Here is a 15,308-nt window from a genome sequence, read left to right on the forward strand (position 1 = left end):
CGCCGTGCCGCGGCGGGCCAGACGGTTTGGCAGCGCCGACGTTTTACGTATAACCTCTCCCGTCAATCGCCCTCCGGCCGGCCGGCGTCACCGCCCCACGTCCAGAACGACTGCTGAGGAACCACACTCCACATGAGCGCGCCCCGCATCGACACCGACACCCTCCGCCGGCTGCCCAAGGCCGTGCTCCACGACCACCTCGACGGCGGCCTGCGCCCCGCCACCGTCGTGGAGCTCGCGGAGGCGGCCGGCCACACGCTTCCCGCCACGGACCCGGACGCGCTCGCCGCCTGGTACTACGACGCCGCCAACTCCGGCGACCTGGTGCGCTACATCGCCACCTTCGAGCACACCCTCGCCGTGATGCAGACCCGTGAGGGCCTGCTGCGCACCGCCGAGGAGTACGTCCTCGACCTCGCCGCCGACGGCGTCGTCTACGCCGAGGTCCGCTACGCCCCCGAGCTGATGGTCGACGGCGGACTGTCCCTGAACGAGGTCGTGGAGACCGTGCAGGAGGGCCTGGCGGCCGGGATGGCCAAGGCGGCCGCCGCGGGCACCCCGGTCCGCGTCGGCACCCTGCTGTGCGGCATGCGGATGTTCGACCGGACGCGGGAGATCGCCGATCTGGTGGTCGCCTACCGGGACGCGGGCGTGGTCGGCTTCGACATCGCCGGAGCCGAGGACGGCTTCCCGCCCGCCGATCACCTCGCCGCCTTCGCGCACCTGCGCCACGAGAGCGTGCCCTTCACCATCCACGCCGGCGAGGCGCACGGACTGCCCAGCATCCACCAGGCCCTTCAGGTGTGCGGCGCCCAGCGCATCGGGCACGGCGTGCGCATCACCGACGACATCCCCGACCTCGCGGCCGGCAAGCTCGGCCGCCTCGCGTCCTGGGTCCGCGACCGCCGCATCGCCCTGGAGATGTGCCCGACGTCCAACCTCCAGACCGGTGCCGCGGTCTCCATCGCCGAGCACCCGATCACCGCCCTGAAGGACCTCGGCTTCCGGGTCACCCTCAACACCGACAACCGTCTCGTCTCGGGCACGACGATGACCCGCGAGATGTCCCTGCTGGTGCGGGAAGCGGGCTGGACGGTGGAGGACCTGCGTACGGTCACGGTGAACGCCGTCAAAAGCGCGTTCATCCCGTTCGACGAGCGCACGGCCCTCATCGAGGACGTCGTCCTGCCGGGCTACGCGGCCGTGCTCTGAAGCAGCCCCCGCACATAGGCGGCCTGTCCGACGTGCTGGAGATCGTCGGACAGGACACTGACCAGCCGCACGCCCAGGGTGACCGGCGGATCCCAGTTCTCGTCCACGACGCGTTCCAGGTCCTTGGCGGTCAGCGAGCGCAGGGCGCCCAGGGTCTGCTCGTGGACGGCGTCGCAGTAGCCGGTCAGCAGGTCCGCGGAGTCGACCCGCACCTTGGCGACCTCCGCCGGACTGTGCCCGTACCCGGTGTCGCCCCGCGGCAGGCCCAGCCCGAACCGCTTCTCCCAGCCCCGCGCCGTCCACACCTGGTCCAGTCCGAACGCGTCCGCGACGTGGTCGTCCTGGACCCGGGTGAGGTGCCAGACCAGCCAGGCGATGGAGTTGGTCCCGGCGGCGGGGCGGGCGTTCAGGTCGTCGGGGCCGAGGCCCTCGACGGCGGCATGGACTTCTTCCCGGATACGGCCGTAGCCGTCGATGAGGATGTCCTTGGCTTGCATACGTCCACCATGGCGCACGGACCGCTCACGCGCTCTCCGTCTCCGGCAGCGTCTCGAGCACGGCCATCAGCGCACGGGCCGCCGGGCTGGCCGCCTGCGGCGGCGGCAGCAGCGCCACGGTCTCGTACGCCGCCTCGCCGGTGTCCTTCAGCGGCAGCGCGGTCAGGGACGTCCGCTTGTGCCGGAAGTGGCGCGGCACGACCGCGATGCCGAGGTTCTCGTCCACCAGGTCGAGCAGGCCGTGCACGTCGTTCACCTCCAGGGCCACGGTCCGCCGCACGCCCGCCGCGGCGAAGGCGGTGTCGGTGGTGCGGCGCGGCCCCCAGTCGGGGTGGAAGTCGACGAAGACCTCGTCGGCGAGGTCGTGCGGCGTCACGACCGCGCCGGCCGCGGCGAGGCGGTGGTCCGGGTGGCACAGCACGGTCATCGGCTCCCGGTTCAGGGAAGCGGAGCGCAACTGGTCGGTGTCGGCCTCCGCCCGGTAGGCGAAGGCCAGGTCCAGCCGCCCCGCCGCGACCTCCTCCGCCAGCGCCCCCGAGCCCGCCTGCCGCAGCCGGATCTCCACATCCGGGTGGCGCCGCCGGAACGCCGCCAGCAGCCGGGCCACAGGCACCCCGGCGACGCACTGCTCGGTGCCCAGCGACAGGGTCCCGCGCAGTACACCCTGCACCGCGGCGACGGCCTCGTGCGCCGAGCGCACCTGCGCCAGGACGCGCCGCGCCTCGCCCAGCAGCGCCCGCCCGGCCTCCGTCAGCGTCACCCGGCGGGTGGTCCGCACGAACAGCGCGGTCTGCAACTCCCGCTCCAGCGCCCGGATGGACGCCGACAGGCCGGACTGGGACACCATGAGGCGTTCGGCCGCCCGGGTGAAATGCTGGTCCTCGGCGACCGCCACGAAGTGCCGGAGCTGACGCAGTTCCATGATTGAGCAGCGTAACCGCTGAATTCGATCGGATTCTTCTGTTGGACCACTGCCCGCAGGTCAAGACAGAGTAGGAGCGGGGCAGGACCGGGGCAGGCCCGGTCCCGCTCCGCCGGTACGACACCCGGTAACCCGTGTGCCAACCCCTCTGGAGTCGCGTTGTACACCGCACATCCCCACCGCTACGCGGACATGCCCTATCGGCGCACCGGACGCAGCGGGCTGAAGCTCCCCGCGCTCTCGCTCGGCCTGTGGCACAACTTCGGCCCGGACCGCCCGGCCGAGACCCAGCGCGCCATCCTGCGCCGCGCCTTCGACCTCGGCGTCACCCACTTCGACCTGGCCAACAACTACGGCCCGCCGCCCGGCGCCGCCGAATCCGCCCTCGGCGAGGCGCTCAAGGCGGACTTCGCGCGCTACCGCGACGAGCTGGTGATCTCCACCAAGGCCGGGTACCTGATGTGGGCCGGCCCGTACGGCGAGTGGGGTTCGCGCAAGTACCTGCTCTCCTCGCTCGACCAGAGCCTGAGGCGGATGGGACTGGACTATGTCGACATCTTCTACTCCCATCGGCCGGACCCGGAGACTCCGCTGGAGGAGACGATGGGTGCCCTGCACTCGGCGGTGCAGCAGGGCAAGGCGCTGTACGTCGGTGTCTCCAACTACTCCGCCGAGCAGACCCGCGAGGCCGCGCGCATCCTCGCAGATCTCGGCACCCCGCTCCTGATCCACCAGCCGCGCTACTCGATGCTCGACCGCCGCCCGGAGACCGAGGGTCTGCTGGATACCCTGGACGAGCTGCGGACCGGCTCCATCGCGTACTCGCCGCTGGAGCAGGGTCTGCTCACCGCCCGCTACCTCGACGGCATCCCGGAGGACTCCCGCGCGGCGAGCGACAGCCCGTTCCTGAACTCCGACGCGCTCACCGAAGAGCTGGTGGGCAAGTTGCGCGCCCTGGACGACATCGCCAAGACTCGTGGCCAGTCCCTGGCGCAGATGGCGCTGGCGTGGGTGCTGCGCGGGGGACGCGTCACCTCCGCTCTAGTGGGTGCGAGCAGCCCGCGGCAGCTGGAGGACAGCGTGGCGGCGGTCCGCAACCTCGACTTCGACGCGGACGAGCTGTCCCGGATCGACCGCGTGATCGCTTCCTAGGGCCTGTCGTCGCCGGGGCCTGCCCGGCCGTGGAGAGCCCTGTACGGCCCCGGAGAATCGTGTACGGCGACGGGACCCGTCTGGAGGCGCGGGCTCCGCATGGCTCGGGCATCGGGCGCGTACGGCCGGGCCGGTGGCAGTCGGCGCCCCGGCCGGCCGCCACCGGCCCCGGACGGGACCGCGCTGGTCGGTGCTGCGGCGGCGTACCCCGGGCGGTGAGCGCCGTGGACCCCTGGCCGGCCGGGCCCTCCGAGGAGCGCCGCGGATGCCTGCCGGGCCCTCGCCGGGTTCCGTTTCGGCCGCCTGAACCTTGCCGCCCGCCCGGTGGTCCGAGCCTCACCCGCGTCGCCACCCGGCCGCCCGGCTGCCACCCGCACACCACCCCGGCCCACGCCCTCAAAGCGCCGCCCGGCCCGCGCGGAGGGCACGGGCCGAGCCGCTCCCGCAGGAGCGGTCCCAAGCCCCTTGCTCGCTGCCGATCGCCCTGCCCCTGGCCTCTCCCGGCAGCCTGACCCTCCCGCCGGACCCCAACGGGGGGGGGGGCGGCCGCCCAGGCCGTCTCGGCGGCCGCGCCCGTCCGGGGCGTCGGACCCACCGGGTCGTCGAGCCGCGCCTGGCACTCTCGGGCCTGTCCTCGGCCGGCGCGGGGTTTCCGGTGCGGTATTTCGGCCAACGGCAGCAGCGCATATGCCAGCAGACTGGCCGGAAAGGGGTGGTGACAATGGTTCAGCGGTGAACATACTCGACCCCTAGGGCATCTCACGTCACGCGACGGTGTCCTCACCCACAGCACACGAGCCGCACGGAGCAAGGCCCGACCGACGGACGAGCGAGCGATGAGCTATGCGACGGGGGAGGGGAGACGTGCACGACGAGTTCCTGTGCCATGTCACCGCGTACGGAATCTGCGGCGGCAGGCGCATCGGCGTACCTCTGGGGACCTACCGGGCGCCCACCCTCGCGCTCGCCCTGTGGTGGTTACGCGACCGGGCCTGCTGGATCGCGGAGCGGCTCGATCCGCAGCCCGGCGCCGCCCCCGTGCCGCCGCGCGCCCTCGTCCCGGTCGCCGATACCGTGCCCGACGTGCCGTCCGTGCTGCGGGCCTGGTGCGGTGACATCGGCCAACAGGAACGGGTGGCCGACGAATTGGCCGCCGGTCGGCTGGTGCGCATCGCCACCAGCGACGACACCACCGAGTACGAGTTGCTCGCCGAGTCCGTCGACGCCCTGCGGATGCAGCGGACCCTCCCGTCGCTCGTGGTACCCGTCGCCTGACGCCGCCCGCGCACCCGTCACGACCGCGCCGTCAGCCCGCTCCCCAGGCAACCCGCCGATGCCCCGCCCGGCCTCCCCTGGTGCCGACGGGCCCCGGTCCGCGGCTCATCGCTCCCGTTGCCCCGCCCGACCGCGCCGTCGGCCCGTCCACCGGATGAGCAGCGCGCCGAGGAACCCGGCGACCAGTCCCCACAGCAACGCCAGGCCCAGCGCGGTCCACAGCCGCGGTCTGAGGAACAGCTCCCCGGACAGGGCTCCGCCCAGATCGCCGATGCCGAGGACGGAGAGCCCGTAGTGCGCCGAGACCCGGCCGACGAGGCAGACCGCGAGCACCGTGAGCGCCAGCGCGACGGCCAGGCGCACGGCGTGCCGCCAGGCCGGTGTCCGGGCCGGCGAGCGCGCCGCCGTCACGGCGGCGGCGGTCACGAGCAGCACCGCGTCCACGGCCACCAGCCACCACACCCGGCCGTCGTGCTCGGCGAGGGTGCGCACGTCGAGCGCCGAGACGTCCGGCGTACGCAGCACCTCGTCCAGCAGGCGCGGCATCGGCAGCGCGAACGGCCCCTCCACCCGGCCGTCCCAGGTGGCGCCGAGCCCGATCGTGAACGCGAGCCACACCACGTTGGGCAGGCCGAGCAGGAGCACGGCGAACGTCCGGGCGGAGTGCCCGCGCGTCGCCGCGACGACCAGTCCGATCACCACTCCCACGGCGACGCAGGCGAGCAGCAGGAGGACCATCGCGTACGCCGCCGGCCGCACCGTCGCCCGGAAGCGCAGCAGCCGGCCGGGCAGCGGAGCGCCCGGCGACACCAGCAGGGCCAGCGCCACCACACCCGCCAGCCAGAGCAGACCGAAGACCAGCGTCAGGGGGACGTCGGCGGTGAAGCCGACCCTGGGGGAGAGGCCGAAGAGCTCGCTGAGTTCGTCCAGCACTCCCTCGCCGAGGGAGACCTCGAAGGACTGCCGGGCGGCGAACGCCAGGGCGAGGAGGGCGAGCAGCCACAGCACGGCGATCCGCCCGGCCCAGCCGGCCAGCTCCGCGGTCCCCGCGACCGCCCGGTGACGCAGTGGCCGCAGAAAGGCCCACCCGATGACCAGGGCCCCCGTCAGAGTGACGGACAACGGCATCACGGTCAGCCCGGCCTCGGTGCCGGCGAACCCTCCGGCCTCCCCGGAGAAGTCCACCGCCCCGCCGACGGCGGTGACCACGGCCGCCGTCACGACCCGGGGAAAGGCGCCCTCGGGCAGGTCCGCGGCACCGGCCGCCCACAGCCCGAGCGCGGCGGCCACCCCCATGGCGAAGAGACCGGCCAGCACGGTGCCGAGGGCCTGTGCCCAGCCGTGCGGGGCCACGGCCGGACCGGAGGGGCTGCGCGAACTCACGCTGCCACGCTAAGCAGCGCCCGCGCGGCGCGCCCGCCGGGAAGGCCGTCCGCGCCGGCCCGCTCCCGCCACCGGACCGGCCGCGCACCTCGAACGCGCGTGCAGCCGCATCGATTCAGCCGATGCCGGGCCGGTCGGGTACCCTTCGCATGCCTCGCGGCTGTGATGATGCCCGCAGTGTGGTTGATGGGGACTGCGGAGCCCGGCTCGGGGTACGAGGACTGGTGCAGCAGCGTCCGGCCAGTCCGGCTTCTGAGAGAGAAACGCATGATCGAGCACCTGGACGGGGCAGTGATACCGACTGGTTTCGACGTGCCCGTGGAACCGCTACGGCGGGCGGCACATTACACCGGCGAGCCGGGATGCATCGCCGAAGCGCGTTCCTTCGCGTCGCTCTTCCTCGACCAGCTCAGGACCGAGTGGTGCGCCTCGATCGGCCCGCGGGTCGAGGGGGCGCTCCTGCTCGTGGTGAGCGAGCTGGTCACCAACGCCGACCGGCACAGCCGGGGGCCGTACATCCTGGAGCTGGAGGGCACGGACGCCTCGGTGACGGTGGCCGTCTACGACAGCAGCGCGGCCGTGCCCCGGCGCTTCCCGCGCGATCCCGAACGGGTCGGGCGGCACGGCCTGGAGATCGTCCACGCACTGGCGCAGACCGTCACCGTCGAGCGGGTGCCGGTCGGCAAGCGGGTGCGTGCCGTGATGTCACTGAACGACGCCTGACCCCGGTGAACCGCGGCCGGGCCCCCTGAGCACCCACCACCGTCACGGAAGGCGGGTGCCGTACTCCCTTTGGGAGCGGCACCCGCCTTCCGGTGTGCTCTGTTTCTCTCAGGATCCTCAGGCCGTGTTCTTCCTGGCGGCCTTCAGGCGCAGCCCAGCTCGCCCAGCATGCCCTCGCGCAGCCGGGCGATGATCCGCTTGATCAGCCGGGAGACGTGCATCTGGGAGCAGCCGAGCTGTTCGCCGATCTCCGCCTGGGTGGCCTCCTCGACGAACCTCATGTGAATGATCCGCCGGTCACGCTCGCTCAGTTCGGCCATGAGCGGCGCGAGCGAGTGGAAGTCCTCGACGAGCCGCATCCCTTCCTCCTCCACGCCGATGAAGTCGGCGAGCACCGCCTCGCCGCCCTCCGGTCCGTCACCGGTGAGCGCGGCGTCCAGGGACGCGGAGTTGTACCCGTTGGCGGCGATCTGGCCTTCGATCACCTCGTCCTCGCTGAGGTTCATCAGCGTGGCGAGCTCGGCGACGGTGGGCTCCCGGTCCAGGCGGCTGGAGAGCTCCTCGCGCGCCTTGGCCAGTTCCACGCGCAGCTCCTGGAGCCGCCGGGGCACGTGCACGGCCCACGTCGTGTCCCGGAAGAACCGCTTGATCTCGCCGACGATGTACGGCAGCGCGAAGGAGGTGAACTCGACCTCCCGTGACAGCTCGAACCGGTCGATCGCCTTGATCAGGCCGATCATGCCGGTCTGGACGATGTCCTCCATGTCGTCCCCGCGGCCGCGGAACCGGCCGGCGGCGAACCGCACGAGCGACATGTTCATCTCGATGAGCGTGTTGCGCGCGTACTGGTATTCGTGCGTGCCCTCTTCGAGCTCCGTCAGGCGCTGGAAGAACTGACGGGACAGCTCCCGCGCGTCGCGCGGCGCCACGGCTCGCGGGTCCACGATCTCCGCCAGCGGTCCGTCACCCGTCGCCCCACTTCCGGTGGTCTCCTCGACGGCCGGTGCCTCCGACCGGATCACGGCGGTGTCGACGGTCTCCATTACCTCTCCCACGAAAGTCACGGTTGGGTCTCCCTGAGTCCTTCGTCGCTGCGGGTACCCAGGTCAGCACGGCACATGCCCCCCGTGTTGCCGTGTGGCGGAAAATCAGAGACCATCCGAGCGATAAGGGTGGGTTCATGGGGGTATGCGACACAGCCTCAGCGTAGCCGTGTGACCGACGACGCACACGTCGACGGGCGGTATCCGGATTCCCTCCGCCTGACGAGCCCGCTCCGGTTCCCCTCAGGGCGGAATGCCGCGCCCTTCCCCTCCGGCCGGTGGTTCCTAGGCTGAAGGGGTGAGCAGCCAAGCGCCGAACGAAGCCCGTGTCATCCCTCTGCGCCCGCCGGCCGCGCGTCCGGAGGGCCGCCCCGCCGTGCCCCCGGCCCGTCCGGGCCCCCCGCCTCCCGCCGGCGGGCGGGAACCGCTGTGGCGGGATCTGGTCGGCGAGGTCCTGCGGCGCGAACGCCTCGCCCAGGAACGCACCCTGAAGGACGTGGCCGAGGCGGCCCGGATCTCCATGCCGTATCTGTCCGAGGTGGAGCGGGGGCGCAAGGAGGCGTCCTCGGAGGTCCTGGCGGCCGCCGCCCAGGCCCTCGGGCTGAGCCTGGGCGACCTGCTGGCCCGGGCCCACGGCCGGCTCACCCGCGTCACCTCCCGGCACGCGGGCGCCGGCCGCGGCGCGTCCGGCGCCCGCTGCGACGGGCTCTGCCTGGCGGCCTGACCGTGTGTACGGACCGGTCCCCGGACGGGTGTCCGGGGACCGGCCCGGCAGTCGCACCGTCACCACGCGTCGGCTGAGCACCTCGTCGGCCAGCCCGTACGCCACGGCCTCGTGCGCGGTGAACACCTGTCCGTGGTTCATGACCGCGCGCAGCGTCGCCGTTCATGACCGCGCGCAGCGTCGCCGTTCATGACCGCGCGCAGCGTCGCCACGTCGTGCCGCGTGTGCCGCGTGTGCCGCGACAGCGTCTCCTCCCTGGCCGGGCCGAGCCCGGTGCGGGTGCCCGCACCGCGTGCGACGGGCGCGTCCGGCCGCGTGGTGACGCGGAGGGACGGGGCAGGTGCCGCTGCCGGGGCCCTGCCGCCCGGCGTCCGCCGAAGGCGGGGTTGCGGGCGGGTGCCGGACCGGCGGGGAAGGGCCTTGGAGCTTTTTCGTCGTCCGGCCGATGACTTCCGGGGACGGACGGGGTCCACCTTGACGACCGCGTTCCGTTCCCCCAGGAGGAGCTCATGAGCACCGACGGATTCACCACCTGCCTCTGGTTCAACGGCCAGGCCGAGGAGGCCGCGGCCCACTACGTCTCGATCTTCAAGGACTCCGGCATCGGGCGGACCGTCCGCTACACCGAGGCCGGCCCGGGGCCCGCCGGTGCGGTGGTCACCGTGGACTTCGTGGCCAACGGCCAGCGTTTCGTCGCGTTGAACGGCGGGCCGGAGGTCACGTTCACCGAGGCGGTCTCCTTCCAGATCGAGTGCGACGACCAGGAGGAGGTCGACTACTACTGGACCAAGCTCACCGAGGGCGGCGGGGAGCCGGGCCCCTGCGGCTGGCTGAAGGACAAGTACGGCGTGTCGTGGCAGGTCGTCCCGAAGCGGCTGATCGAGATGATCAGCGACCCGGACCAGGAGAAGGCGAGCCGCGCCACCAAGGCCATGCTGACGATGGGCAAGCTGGACATCGCCTCCCTGGAACAGGCGTACGCGGGCGGCGCGTGACCGTCGGACCGGCGGACGGGGCGGGGAGCGGCGGCCCGCCCCGCCGCTCCTCACTCGGTGCCCGGCCTCATCGGGCGTCGGTCCGCACCCCCGGATCACCTGCCGGGACCTGCCCGCCCGGCGCGGGGCCCGCCGGACCCGAGCGCCGGTCGCCCGCGTGACCGCGGGGCCGCTCCGCGCCATGAACGGGGGGAGCGCGGGCCCGGAACCCCGGCGGACGGCGGTGACGTGCTCGGCGCGCGGGCGGGCGCGTGAGTGGCTAGCGTGAGGAAGCGGACCACACCCGCCCATGACCACACCCGTCCGTACGGACCCACCCCCATACGGACCACCTATTCGGAGGGGTCGCAGCCATGGCCGCACAACCTGAGGGTGCCCCTTGCTGGGCCGACGCGATGTTCAGCGACCCCGAGGGAGCCAAGCGCTTCTACGGCCAGGTGCTGGGCTGGGCCTTCGGCGAGGCGTCGTCGGAGTACGGCAACTACACCGAGGCCTATGCGGACGGCAAGGCCGTCGCCGCCATCGTGCCGCCGATGCCGGGGCAGGAGGACGAGTCCCAGTGGTGCCTGTACTTCGCGTCCGACGACGCGGAGGTGACCGCCGACCGGATCCGCGCCGCCGGCGGCGAGCTGCTGATGGGGCCGATGCGGGTCGACGACTTCGGCACCATGTGCCTGGCCCGCGACCCCGGCGGCGTCGTCTTCGGCGTCTGGCAGGCGGGCCGTCACCAGGGGTTCCAGGCGATGGCCGAGCCCGGCGCCTACTGCTGGGCGGAGGTCTTCACCCGGGAACCCGAGAAGGCGGACGTGTTCTTTCCCGCGGTGTTCTCCTACCAGGCGAAGCAGATGGAGGACGGCGAGGTCGACTTCCGCGTGTTCAGCCTCGGCGACCGCGGCGTCCTGGGCCGGATGAAGATGACGGACGACTTCCCGCCCGACGTACCTCCCTACATCGACGTCTACTTCACCGTCGAGGACTGCGACGCGGCCGTGTCCCGGGCCACCGAGCTGGGCGGGGTGCTGCGGCTGGGCCCGATGGACACCCCGTTCGGCCGGTTCGCGGGGCTGACCGACCCACAGGGCGCGAACTTCTCGGTGATCGACGTCACGGCCGCGCAGGGGGAGATGCCGACCCTCACCGACGTCTCCTGAGGCGGCGGCCGCCGCCGTTCCCGGCCATGACATGATCGGGCCCATGCGTGAACGTGTGGTGGCCGCGTGCGACGGCGCTTCGAAGGGAAACCCCGGCCCGGCGGGATGGGCCTGGGTCGTCGCCGACGAGTCCGAGACTCCGGCCCGCTGGGAGGCGGGGCCGCTCGGCAGGGCCACCAACAACGTGGCCGAGCTGACGGCGCTGGAGCGGCTGCTGGCGGCGACCGACCCCGGCGTGCCGCTGGAGGTCCGCATGGACTCCCAGTACGCCATGAAGGCGGTCACCACCTGGCTGCCGGGCTGGAAGCGCAACGGCTGGAAGACGGCCGCGGGCAAGCCGGTCGCCAACCGGGAACTCGTCGTGCGCATCGACGAGCTGCTGGACGGCCGCTCGGTCGAGTTCCGCTACGTGCCCGCCCATCAGGTCGACGGCGATCCGCTCAACGACTTCGCCGACCGTGCCGCCAGCCAGGCCGCCACCGTCCAGGAGCCCGCGGGCAGCGAGCTGGGCTCGCCCGAACCGCCGCCCGCACCCGACGTCCCGGCCAAGGCACCGCGGCGCCGGCCCGGCGCGCCCCGGCCGCGCACCGGGGGCGCGGCTCCCGGAGGTTCCTCACGCACCATCAAGGCGAAGTTCCCCGGCCGCTGCGTGTGCGGACGGTCGTACGCGGCCGGAGAGCCGATCGCCAAGAACCCGCAGGGCTGGGGTCACCCGGAGTGCCGGGCGCAAGCGGCGGCGGGCTGAGAGGCCGAGCGGTCAGGCGTACGGCGGCGAGGGCGGCGCCGGCCGAGGCGGCGCAGACACGACCGCGCCCGGCCGCGGACCGCGGATGCGGCCCGCGGCCGGGCGGGAGCCGTACTCCGGCCGGCCGCGGGGTCAGGCGACCGTGCCGCGCCAGCCGCCGGTCTCCTGGCCGCGCTGCTCGATGAAGTGCTTGAAGCGCTCCAGATCGCCCTTGGTCTGCCGCTTGACGAACCCGAGCTTGTCGCCGACCTTCTCGGTGATGCCGTCCGGCTGGAAGTCCATCTGGAGCATCACCTTGGTGTGGGCGTCGTCGAGGCGGTGGAAGGTGACCACACCCGCCTGCCTGGCCTCGCCGGACACGGTGGTCCACGCCACCCGCTCGTCCGGGATCTGCTCGGTGATCTCCGCGTCGAACTCCTTGTGGACGCCGTCCACGTTGGTCACCCAGTGCGTGAGCGTGTCGGTGCGCTGCTCGATGCGCTCCACACCGCTCATGAACTCGGGGAACGTCTCGAACTGCGTCCACTGGTTGTACGCGGTGTGCACGGGGACGCCGACCTCGATGGATTCCTCGACCTGCGACACGACGTTTCCTCCTCCTTCGTCCGTTCGGTCTTCGTCTGTTCGGTACGTCCCGCAGGTACCCCCCGCCCGCGGAGGAATTCACGATTCCGGCCATCGGCGGCGCGGAAGGTGCCGAGCGCGTCGGCGGATCCGCCGGGAAGGCCGTGACACCCCGTCAACGGGGCCGTCCACGGCGCGGTACCCGCTGTTACGCTGCGGTGTGAAATGAACGCTTTACGTACTGCTCAGGGGTGTATGTGAAGGTCGTCTGCGTCGGAGGCGGGCCCGCCGGCCTGTACCTCTCGATCCTGCTGAAGCGGCGGGATCCGTCCCACGACATCACCGTCTACGAGCGCGACCCGGAAGGCTCCACCTACGGCTGGGGCGTCACCTACTGGCGCGGGCTCCTCGACCGGCTCCGCGAACACGACCCGGAGACGGCGCGGGCCGTCGAGGAGCACTCCGTACGGTGGAGCGACGGGGTCGCCCACGTACGGGGCCTGACGACCCGTCACCGGGGGGACGAGGGTTTCGGCATCGGCCGTCACCGGCTGCTGGAGATCCTCGCCGCACGGGCCCGGTCGCTCGGCGTACGGCTGGAGTTCGAGCGGGAGATCACGGACCCGCCCGCGGCCGACCTCGTCGTCGCGGCCGACGGGGTCCGCAGCGCGCTGCGCACCCGGTACGCCGGTCACTTCGGCACCGAGATCCAGGCCGGTCGCAACCCCTACATCTGGCTCGGCACCACCAAGGTCTTCGACGCCTTCACCTTCGCCTTCCGCGAGACCGGCCACGGCTGGATCTGGATGTACGGCTACGGCTACGGCCCCGGGCGCAGCACCTGCGTCGTCGAATGCGCCCCCGAGACCCGGACCGGCCTCGGTCTGGACCGGGCGGGGGAGGCGGACGGGCCGGCGCTGCTGGCGCGGCTCTTCGCCGACGTCCTCGACGGCCACCCCCTGACCGGCCGCTCCGCACCGGACGGGAGCGCCCCGTGGCTGACCTTCCGCACCCTGACCAACCGCACCTGGTTCCGCGGCAACCTGGTGCTGCTCGGCGACGCGGCCCACACCACGCACTACTCCGTCGGCGCCGGCACCACCCTCGCCCTGGAGGACGCCATCGCGCTGGCCCGCGCCCTGCGCGAGCGGCCCGCCCTGCCCGAGGCCCTCGCCCAGTACGAGCGGGAGCGCGTGCGGGCGCTGCTGCCCGCGCAGAGCGCGGCCCGCTACAGCGCCCGGTGGTACGAGAACCTGCCGCGCTACATCGACCTGCCCCCCGAGCAGATGTTCGCCCTCCTCGGCCAGCGCCACTCGCCGCTGCTGCCCTACGTCCCGCCGCAGCTGTACTACCGCGTCGACCGGGCGGCCGGGCAGCTGGAGACCCTGCGCCGGTTCAAGCGCTGGCTGGGGCCGAAGCTGGCCGGGACCGTGCACGCGCGGGCACGGTCCGCCCGGAGGTAGCGGCCCGCACCCGGACGCCCGCGACGCCGGTCCCGGCGCTCCGGGCGGCCGGGGCGGATGTCAGACTGCCGGCATGGAACAGCGCACATTCCCACGATCCGGTCAGCACGCGTCCGCGGTCGGTCTCGGCACCTGGCAGCTGGGCGCCGACTGGGGCGACGTCGACAGCAAGGAAGCCCTCGCGGTACTGGAGGCGGCGGCCGAGTCGGGGGTGACCTTCTTCGACACGGCCGACGTCTACGGCGACGGACGCAGCGAGGAGACCATCGCCGCGTTCCTGCGCGGCCGGCCCGGCCTGGACGTCCTGGTCGCCACGAAGATGGGCCGCCGGGTCGACCAGATCCCGCAGAACTACGTCCTGGACAACTTCCGGGAATGGAACGACCGTTCCCGCCGCAACCTCGGTGTCGACCGCATCGACCTGGTGCAGCTGCACTGCCCGCCGACGCCGGTCTACTCGTCGGACGAGGTGTTCGACGCCCTCGACACCCTGGTCGAGGAGGAGCGCGTCGCCGCGTACGGCGTCAGCGTGGAGACCTGCGCGGAGGCGCTCACCGCGATCGCCCGGCCCCACGTGGCGAGCGTCCAGATCATCCTCAACCCGTTCCGGATGAAGCCGCTGCGCGAGGTCCTGCCGGCGGCCCGGGAGGCGGGTGTCGGCATCATCGCCCGGGTGCCGCTCGCCTCCGGCCTGCTGTCCGGGAAGTACACCAAGGACACGGTCTTCGCCGCCAACGACCACCGCACCTTCAACCGGCACGGGGAGGCGTTCGACCAGGGCGAGACCTTCTCCGGCGTCGACTTCGCCACCGGGGTGGAGGCCGCCGCGGAGTTCGCCGCGCTCGCTCCCGAGGGATACACCCCGGCCCAGCTGGCCCTGCGCTGGATCGTCGAGCAGCCCGGCGTGACCACCGTGATCCCCGGCGCGCGCTCACCGGAACAGGCCCGCGCCAACGCGGCCGCCGCCACCCTGCCGGAGCTTGCGCGGGAGACGCTCGCCGCGATCGGTGACCTGTACGACCGGCGGATCAAGGATCAGGTGGAAAGCCGCTGGTAGGCAGCCCCGCGGGCGGGGCCCGAGGCCCCGCCCTACGGCTCCAGGAGCAACTGCCGCTCCTGTTCCTGGTCGCCGGAGGCGGCACCTTCCTCACGGGCCGAGAACGCGCGCGACAGGGTCTGGCTCGCCGTCGCGACGGCCTGCGGGGAGCCCTGCACCGTGACGGTCACCGGCGCGGACAGCCGCCCGGTCTCCGCCGGCGGCGCCCCGCCCGACTCCGGTGATTCCGGGGCGCGGAACGTGGCGGTGCGGACCGTCGCCCGCTCGTCGGCCGGCAGGTCGTCCGGCGCCCCGAAAACCTCCTCCAGCGCGCGCACCACCGCCCGCGCGTCGTCGATGCCGCCACCGCTGAGTGTCACGGTGAGCTGCGTGTCCGACATCCTGCACGACCTCCTCGGCCTC

16 protein-coding genes and 1 pseudogene are annotated in these 15,308 nt (G+C 72.9%); 10 read left to right on the forward strand and 7 right to left on the reverse strand.

Annotation, left to right across the window (positions count from 1 at the left end):
- Positions 1-132: 132 nt before the first annotated feature.
- Positions 133-1,212, forward strand: a complete 1,080-nt coding sequence (locus tag AB0L74_RS24535) for an adenosine deaminase (protein WP_365656201.1) — start codon at positions 133-135, stop codon at positions 1,210-1,212.
- Here AB0L74_RS24535 and AB0L74_RS24540 read toward each other — a convergent pair.
- Positions 1,194-1,709 carry a DinB family protein gene (locus AB0L74_RS24540; RefSeq protein ID WP_365656204.1) on the reverse strand — a complete coding sequence of 172 codons (516 nt, stop codon included), beginning with the start codon at positions 1,707-1,709 and terminating at the stop codon, positions 1,194-1,196. The two genes, AB0L74_RS24535 and AB0L74_RS24540, sit on opposite strands and share 19 nt — an antisense overlap.
- 25 nt (positions 1,710-1,734) lie before the next feature.
- Entirely contained in the window at positions 1,735-2,631 is an 897-nt protein-coding gene (locus tag AB0L74_RS24545) for a LysR substrate-binding domain-containing protein (protein WP_365656207.1), read from the reverse strand.
- 159 nt (positions 2,632-2,790) lie between these two features.
- Between AB0L74_RS24545 and mgrA the strand changes: the two genes are divergently transcribed.
- Complete coding sequence (gene mgrA, locus AB0L74_RS24550) at positions 2,791-3,783, forward strand: L-glyceraldehyde 3-phosphate reductase (RefSeq protein WP_365656210.1); 993 nt, start codon at positions 2,791-2,793, stop codon at positions 3,781-3,783.
- A gap of 864 nt (positions 3,784-4,647) precedes the next feature.
- Positions 4,648-5,058 (forward strand): hypothetical protein, encoded by a 411-nt coding sequence (locus AB0L74_RS24555; protein WP_365656213.1) that lies wholly within the window; start codon positions 4,648-4,650, stop codon positions 5,056-5,058.
- A gap of 105 nt (positions 5,059-5,163) precedes the next feature.
- Here AB0L74_RS24555 and AB0L74_RS24560 read toward each other — a convergent pair whose 3' ends face one another.
- Entirely contained in the window at positions 5,164-6,441 is a 1,278-nt protein-coding gene (locus tag AB0L74_RS24560) for a streptophobe family protein (protein WP_365656216.1), read from the reverse strand.
- Between the two features lie 267 nt (positions 6,442-6,708).
- On the opposite strand from AB0L74_RS24560, the gene AB0L74_RS24565 reads away from it, so the two are divergent.
- Positions 6,709-7,164 carry an ATP-binding protein gene (locus AB0L74_RS24565; RefSeq protein WP_365656219.1) on the forward strand — a complete coding sequence of 152 codons (456 nt, stop codon included), beginning with the start codon at positions 6,709-6,711 and terminating at the stop codon, positions 7,162-7,164.
- 143 nt (positions 7,165-7,307) lie between these two features.
- On the opposite strand, the gene AB0L74_RS24570 is transcribed toward AB0L74_RS24565, so the two are convergent.
- Complete coding sequence (locus AB0L74_RS24570) at positions 7,308-8,207, reverse strand: RNA polymerase sigma factor SigF (protein WP_365656363.1); 900 nt, start codon at positions 8,205-8,207, stop codon at positions 7,308-7,310.
- 298 nt (positions 8,208-8,505) lie between these two features.
- On the opposite strand from AB0L74_RS24570, the gene AB0L74_RS24575 reads away from it, so the two are divergent.
- A complete protein-coding gene (locus AB0L74_RS24575) occupies positions 8,506-8,931 on the forward strand; it encodes a helix-turn-helix transcriptional regulator (protein WP_365656222.1) in 426 nt (141 codons plus the stop codon).
- A 54-nt stretch (positions 8,932-8,985) separates the two neighbouring features.
- Here AB0L74_RS24575 and AB0L74_RS24580 read toward each other — a convergent pair.
- Positions 8,986-9,185, reverse strand: a pseudogene (locus AB0L74_RS24580) (hypothetical protein); the annotation flags it as partial.
- 255 nt (positions 9,186-9,440) lie between these two features.
- Here AB0L74_RS24580 and AB0L74_RS24585 point away from each other — a divergent pair.
- The 3 genes from AB0L74_RS24585 (at position 9,441) to AB0L74_RS24595 (ending at position 11,822) form a co-directional block, all read left to right on the forward strand.
- A complete protein-coding gene (locus AB0L74_RS24585) occupies positions 9,441-9,926 on the forward strand; it encodes a VOC family protein (RefSeq protein WP_365656225.1) in 486 nt (161 codons plus the stop codon).
- A gap of 353 nt (positions 9,927-10,279) precedes the next feature.
- Positions 10,280-11,077, forward strand: a complete 798-nt coding sequence (locus AB0L74_RS24590) for a VOC family protein (RefSeq protein WP_365656228.1) — start codon at positions 10,280-10,282, stop codon at positions 11,075-11,077.
- 31 nt (positions 11,078-11,108) lie between these two features.
- Positions 11,109-11,822: a ribonuclease H gene (locus tag AB0L74_RS24595; protein ID WP_365656231.1), complete on the forward strand. Its 714-nt coding sequence runs from the start codon at positions 11,109-11,111 to the stop codon at positions 11,820-11,822.
- A 132-nt stretch (positions 11,823-11,954) separates the two neighbouring features.
- Here AB0L74_RS24595 and AB0L74_RS24600 read toward each other — a convergent pair whose 3' ends face one another.
- The gene (locus AB0L74_RS24600) at positions 11,955-12,407 is read right to left on the reverse strand and encodes an SRPBCC family protein (protein WP_365656234.1); all 453 of its coding nucleotides are present in this window, start codon (positions 12,405-12,407) and stop codon (positions 11,955-11,957) included.
- Between the two features lie 230 nt (positions 12,408-12,637).
- On the opposite strand from AB0L74_RS24600, the gene AB0L74_RS24605 reads away from it, so the two are divergent.
- Positions 12,638-13,849, forward strand: a complete 1,212-nt coding sequence (locus AB0L74_RS24605) for an FAD-dependent monooxygenase (RefSeq protein WP_365656237.1) — start codon at positions 12,638-12,640, stop codon at positions 13,847-13,849.
- A gap of 73 nt (positions 13,850-13,922) precedes the next feature.
- Positions 13,923-14,906 (forward strand): aldo/keto reductase, encoded by a 984-nt coding sequence (locus AB0L74_RS24610; protein ID WP_365656240.1) that lies wholly within the window; start codon positions 13,923-13,925, stop codon positions 14,904-14,906.
- A gap of 32 nt (positions 14,907-14,938) precedes the next feature.
- Here the strand turns inward: AB0L74_RS24610 and AB0L74_RS24615 are convergent, their stop codons facing one another.
- The gene (locus AB0L74_RS24615; protein ID WP_365656243.1) at positions 14,939-15,286 is read right to left on the reverse strand and encodes a hypothetical protein; all 348 of its coding nucleotides are present in this window, start codon (positions 15,284-15,286) and stop codon (positions 14,939-14,941) included.
- Positions 15,287-15,308 lie beyond the last annotated feature (22 nt).

The sequence above is a fragment of the Streptomyces sp. NPDC052020 genome (genome assembly GCF_040680575.1).
Classification (GTDB): Bacteria; Actinomycetota; Actinomycetes; order Streptomycetales; family Streptomycetaceae; genus Streptomyces.

Excerpts from the sequence above, each read along its gene's own strand:
- AB0L74_RS24535 (WP_365656201.1), top strand. The coding sequence starts at position 133 with ATGAGCGCGCCCCGCATCGACACCGACACCCTCCGCCGGCTGCCCAAG.
- AB0L74_RS24540 (WP_365656204.1), bottom strand. The coding sequence starts at position 1,709 with ATGCAAGCCAAGGACATCCTCATCGACGGCTACGGCCGTATCCGGGAA.
- AB0L74_RS24545 (WP_365656207.1), bottom strand. The coding sequence starts at position 2,631 with ATGGAACTGCGTCAGCTCCGGCACTTCGTGGCGGTCGCCGAGGACCAG.
- AB0L74_RS24565 (WP_365656219.1), top strand. The coding sequence starts at position 6,709 with ATGATCGAGCACCTGGACGGGGCAGTGATACCGACTGGTTTCGACGTG.
- AB0L74_RS24570 (WP_365656363.1), bottom strand. The coding sequence starts at position 8,207 with ATGGAGACCGTCGACACCGCCGTGATCCGGTCGGAGGCACCGGCCGTC.
- AB0L74_RS24585 (WP_365656225.1), top strand. The coding sequence starts at position 9,441 with ATGAGCACCGACGGATTCACCACCTGCCTCTGGTTCAACGGCCAGGCC.
- AB0L74_RS24590 (WP_365656228.1), top strand. The coding sequence starts at position 10,280 with ATGGCCGCACAACCTGAGGGTGCCCCTTGCTGGGCCGACGCGATGTTC.
- AB0L74_RS24595 (WP_365656231.1), top strand. The coding sequence starts at position 11,109 with ATGATCGGGCCCATGCGTGAACGTGTGGTGGCCGCGTGCGACGGCGCT.
- AB0L74_RS24610 (WP_365656240.1), top strand. The coding sequence starts at position 13,923 with ATGGAACAGCGCACATTCCCACGATCCGGTCAGCACGCGTCCGCGGTC.
- AB0L74_RS24615 (WP_365656243.1), bottom strand. The coding sequence starts at position 15,286 with ATGTCGGACACGCAGCTCACCGTGACACTCAGCGGTGGCGGCATCGAC.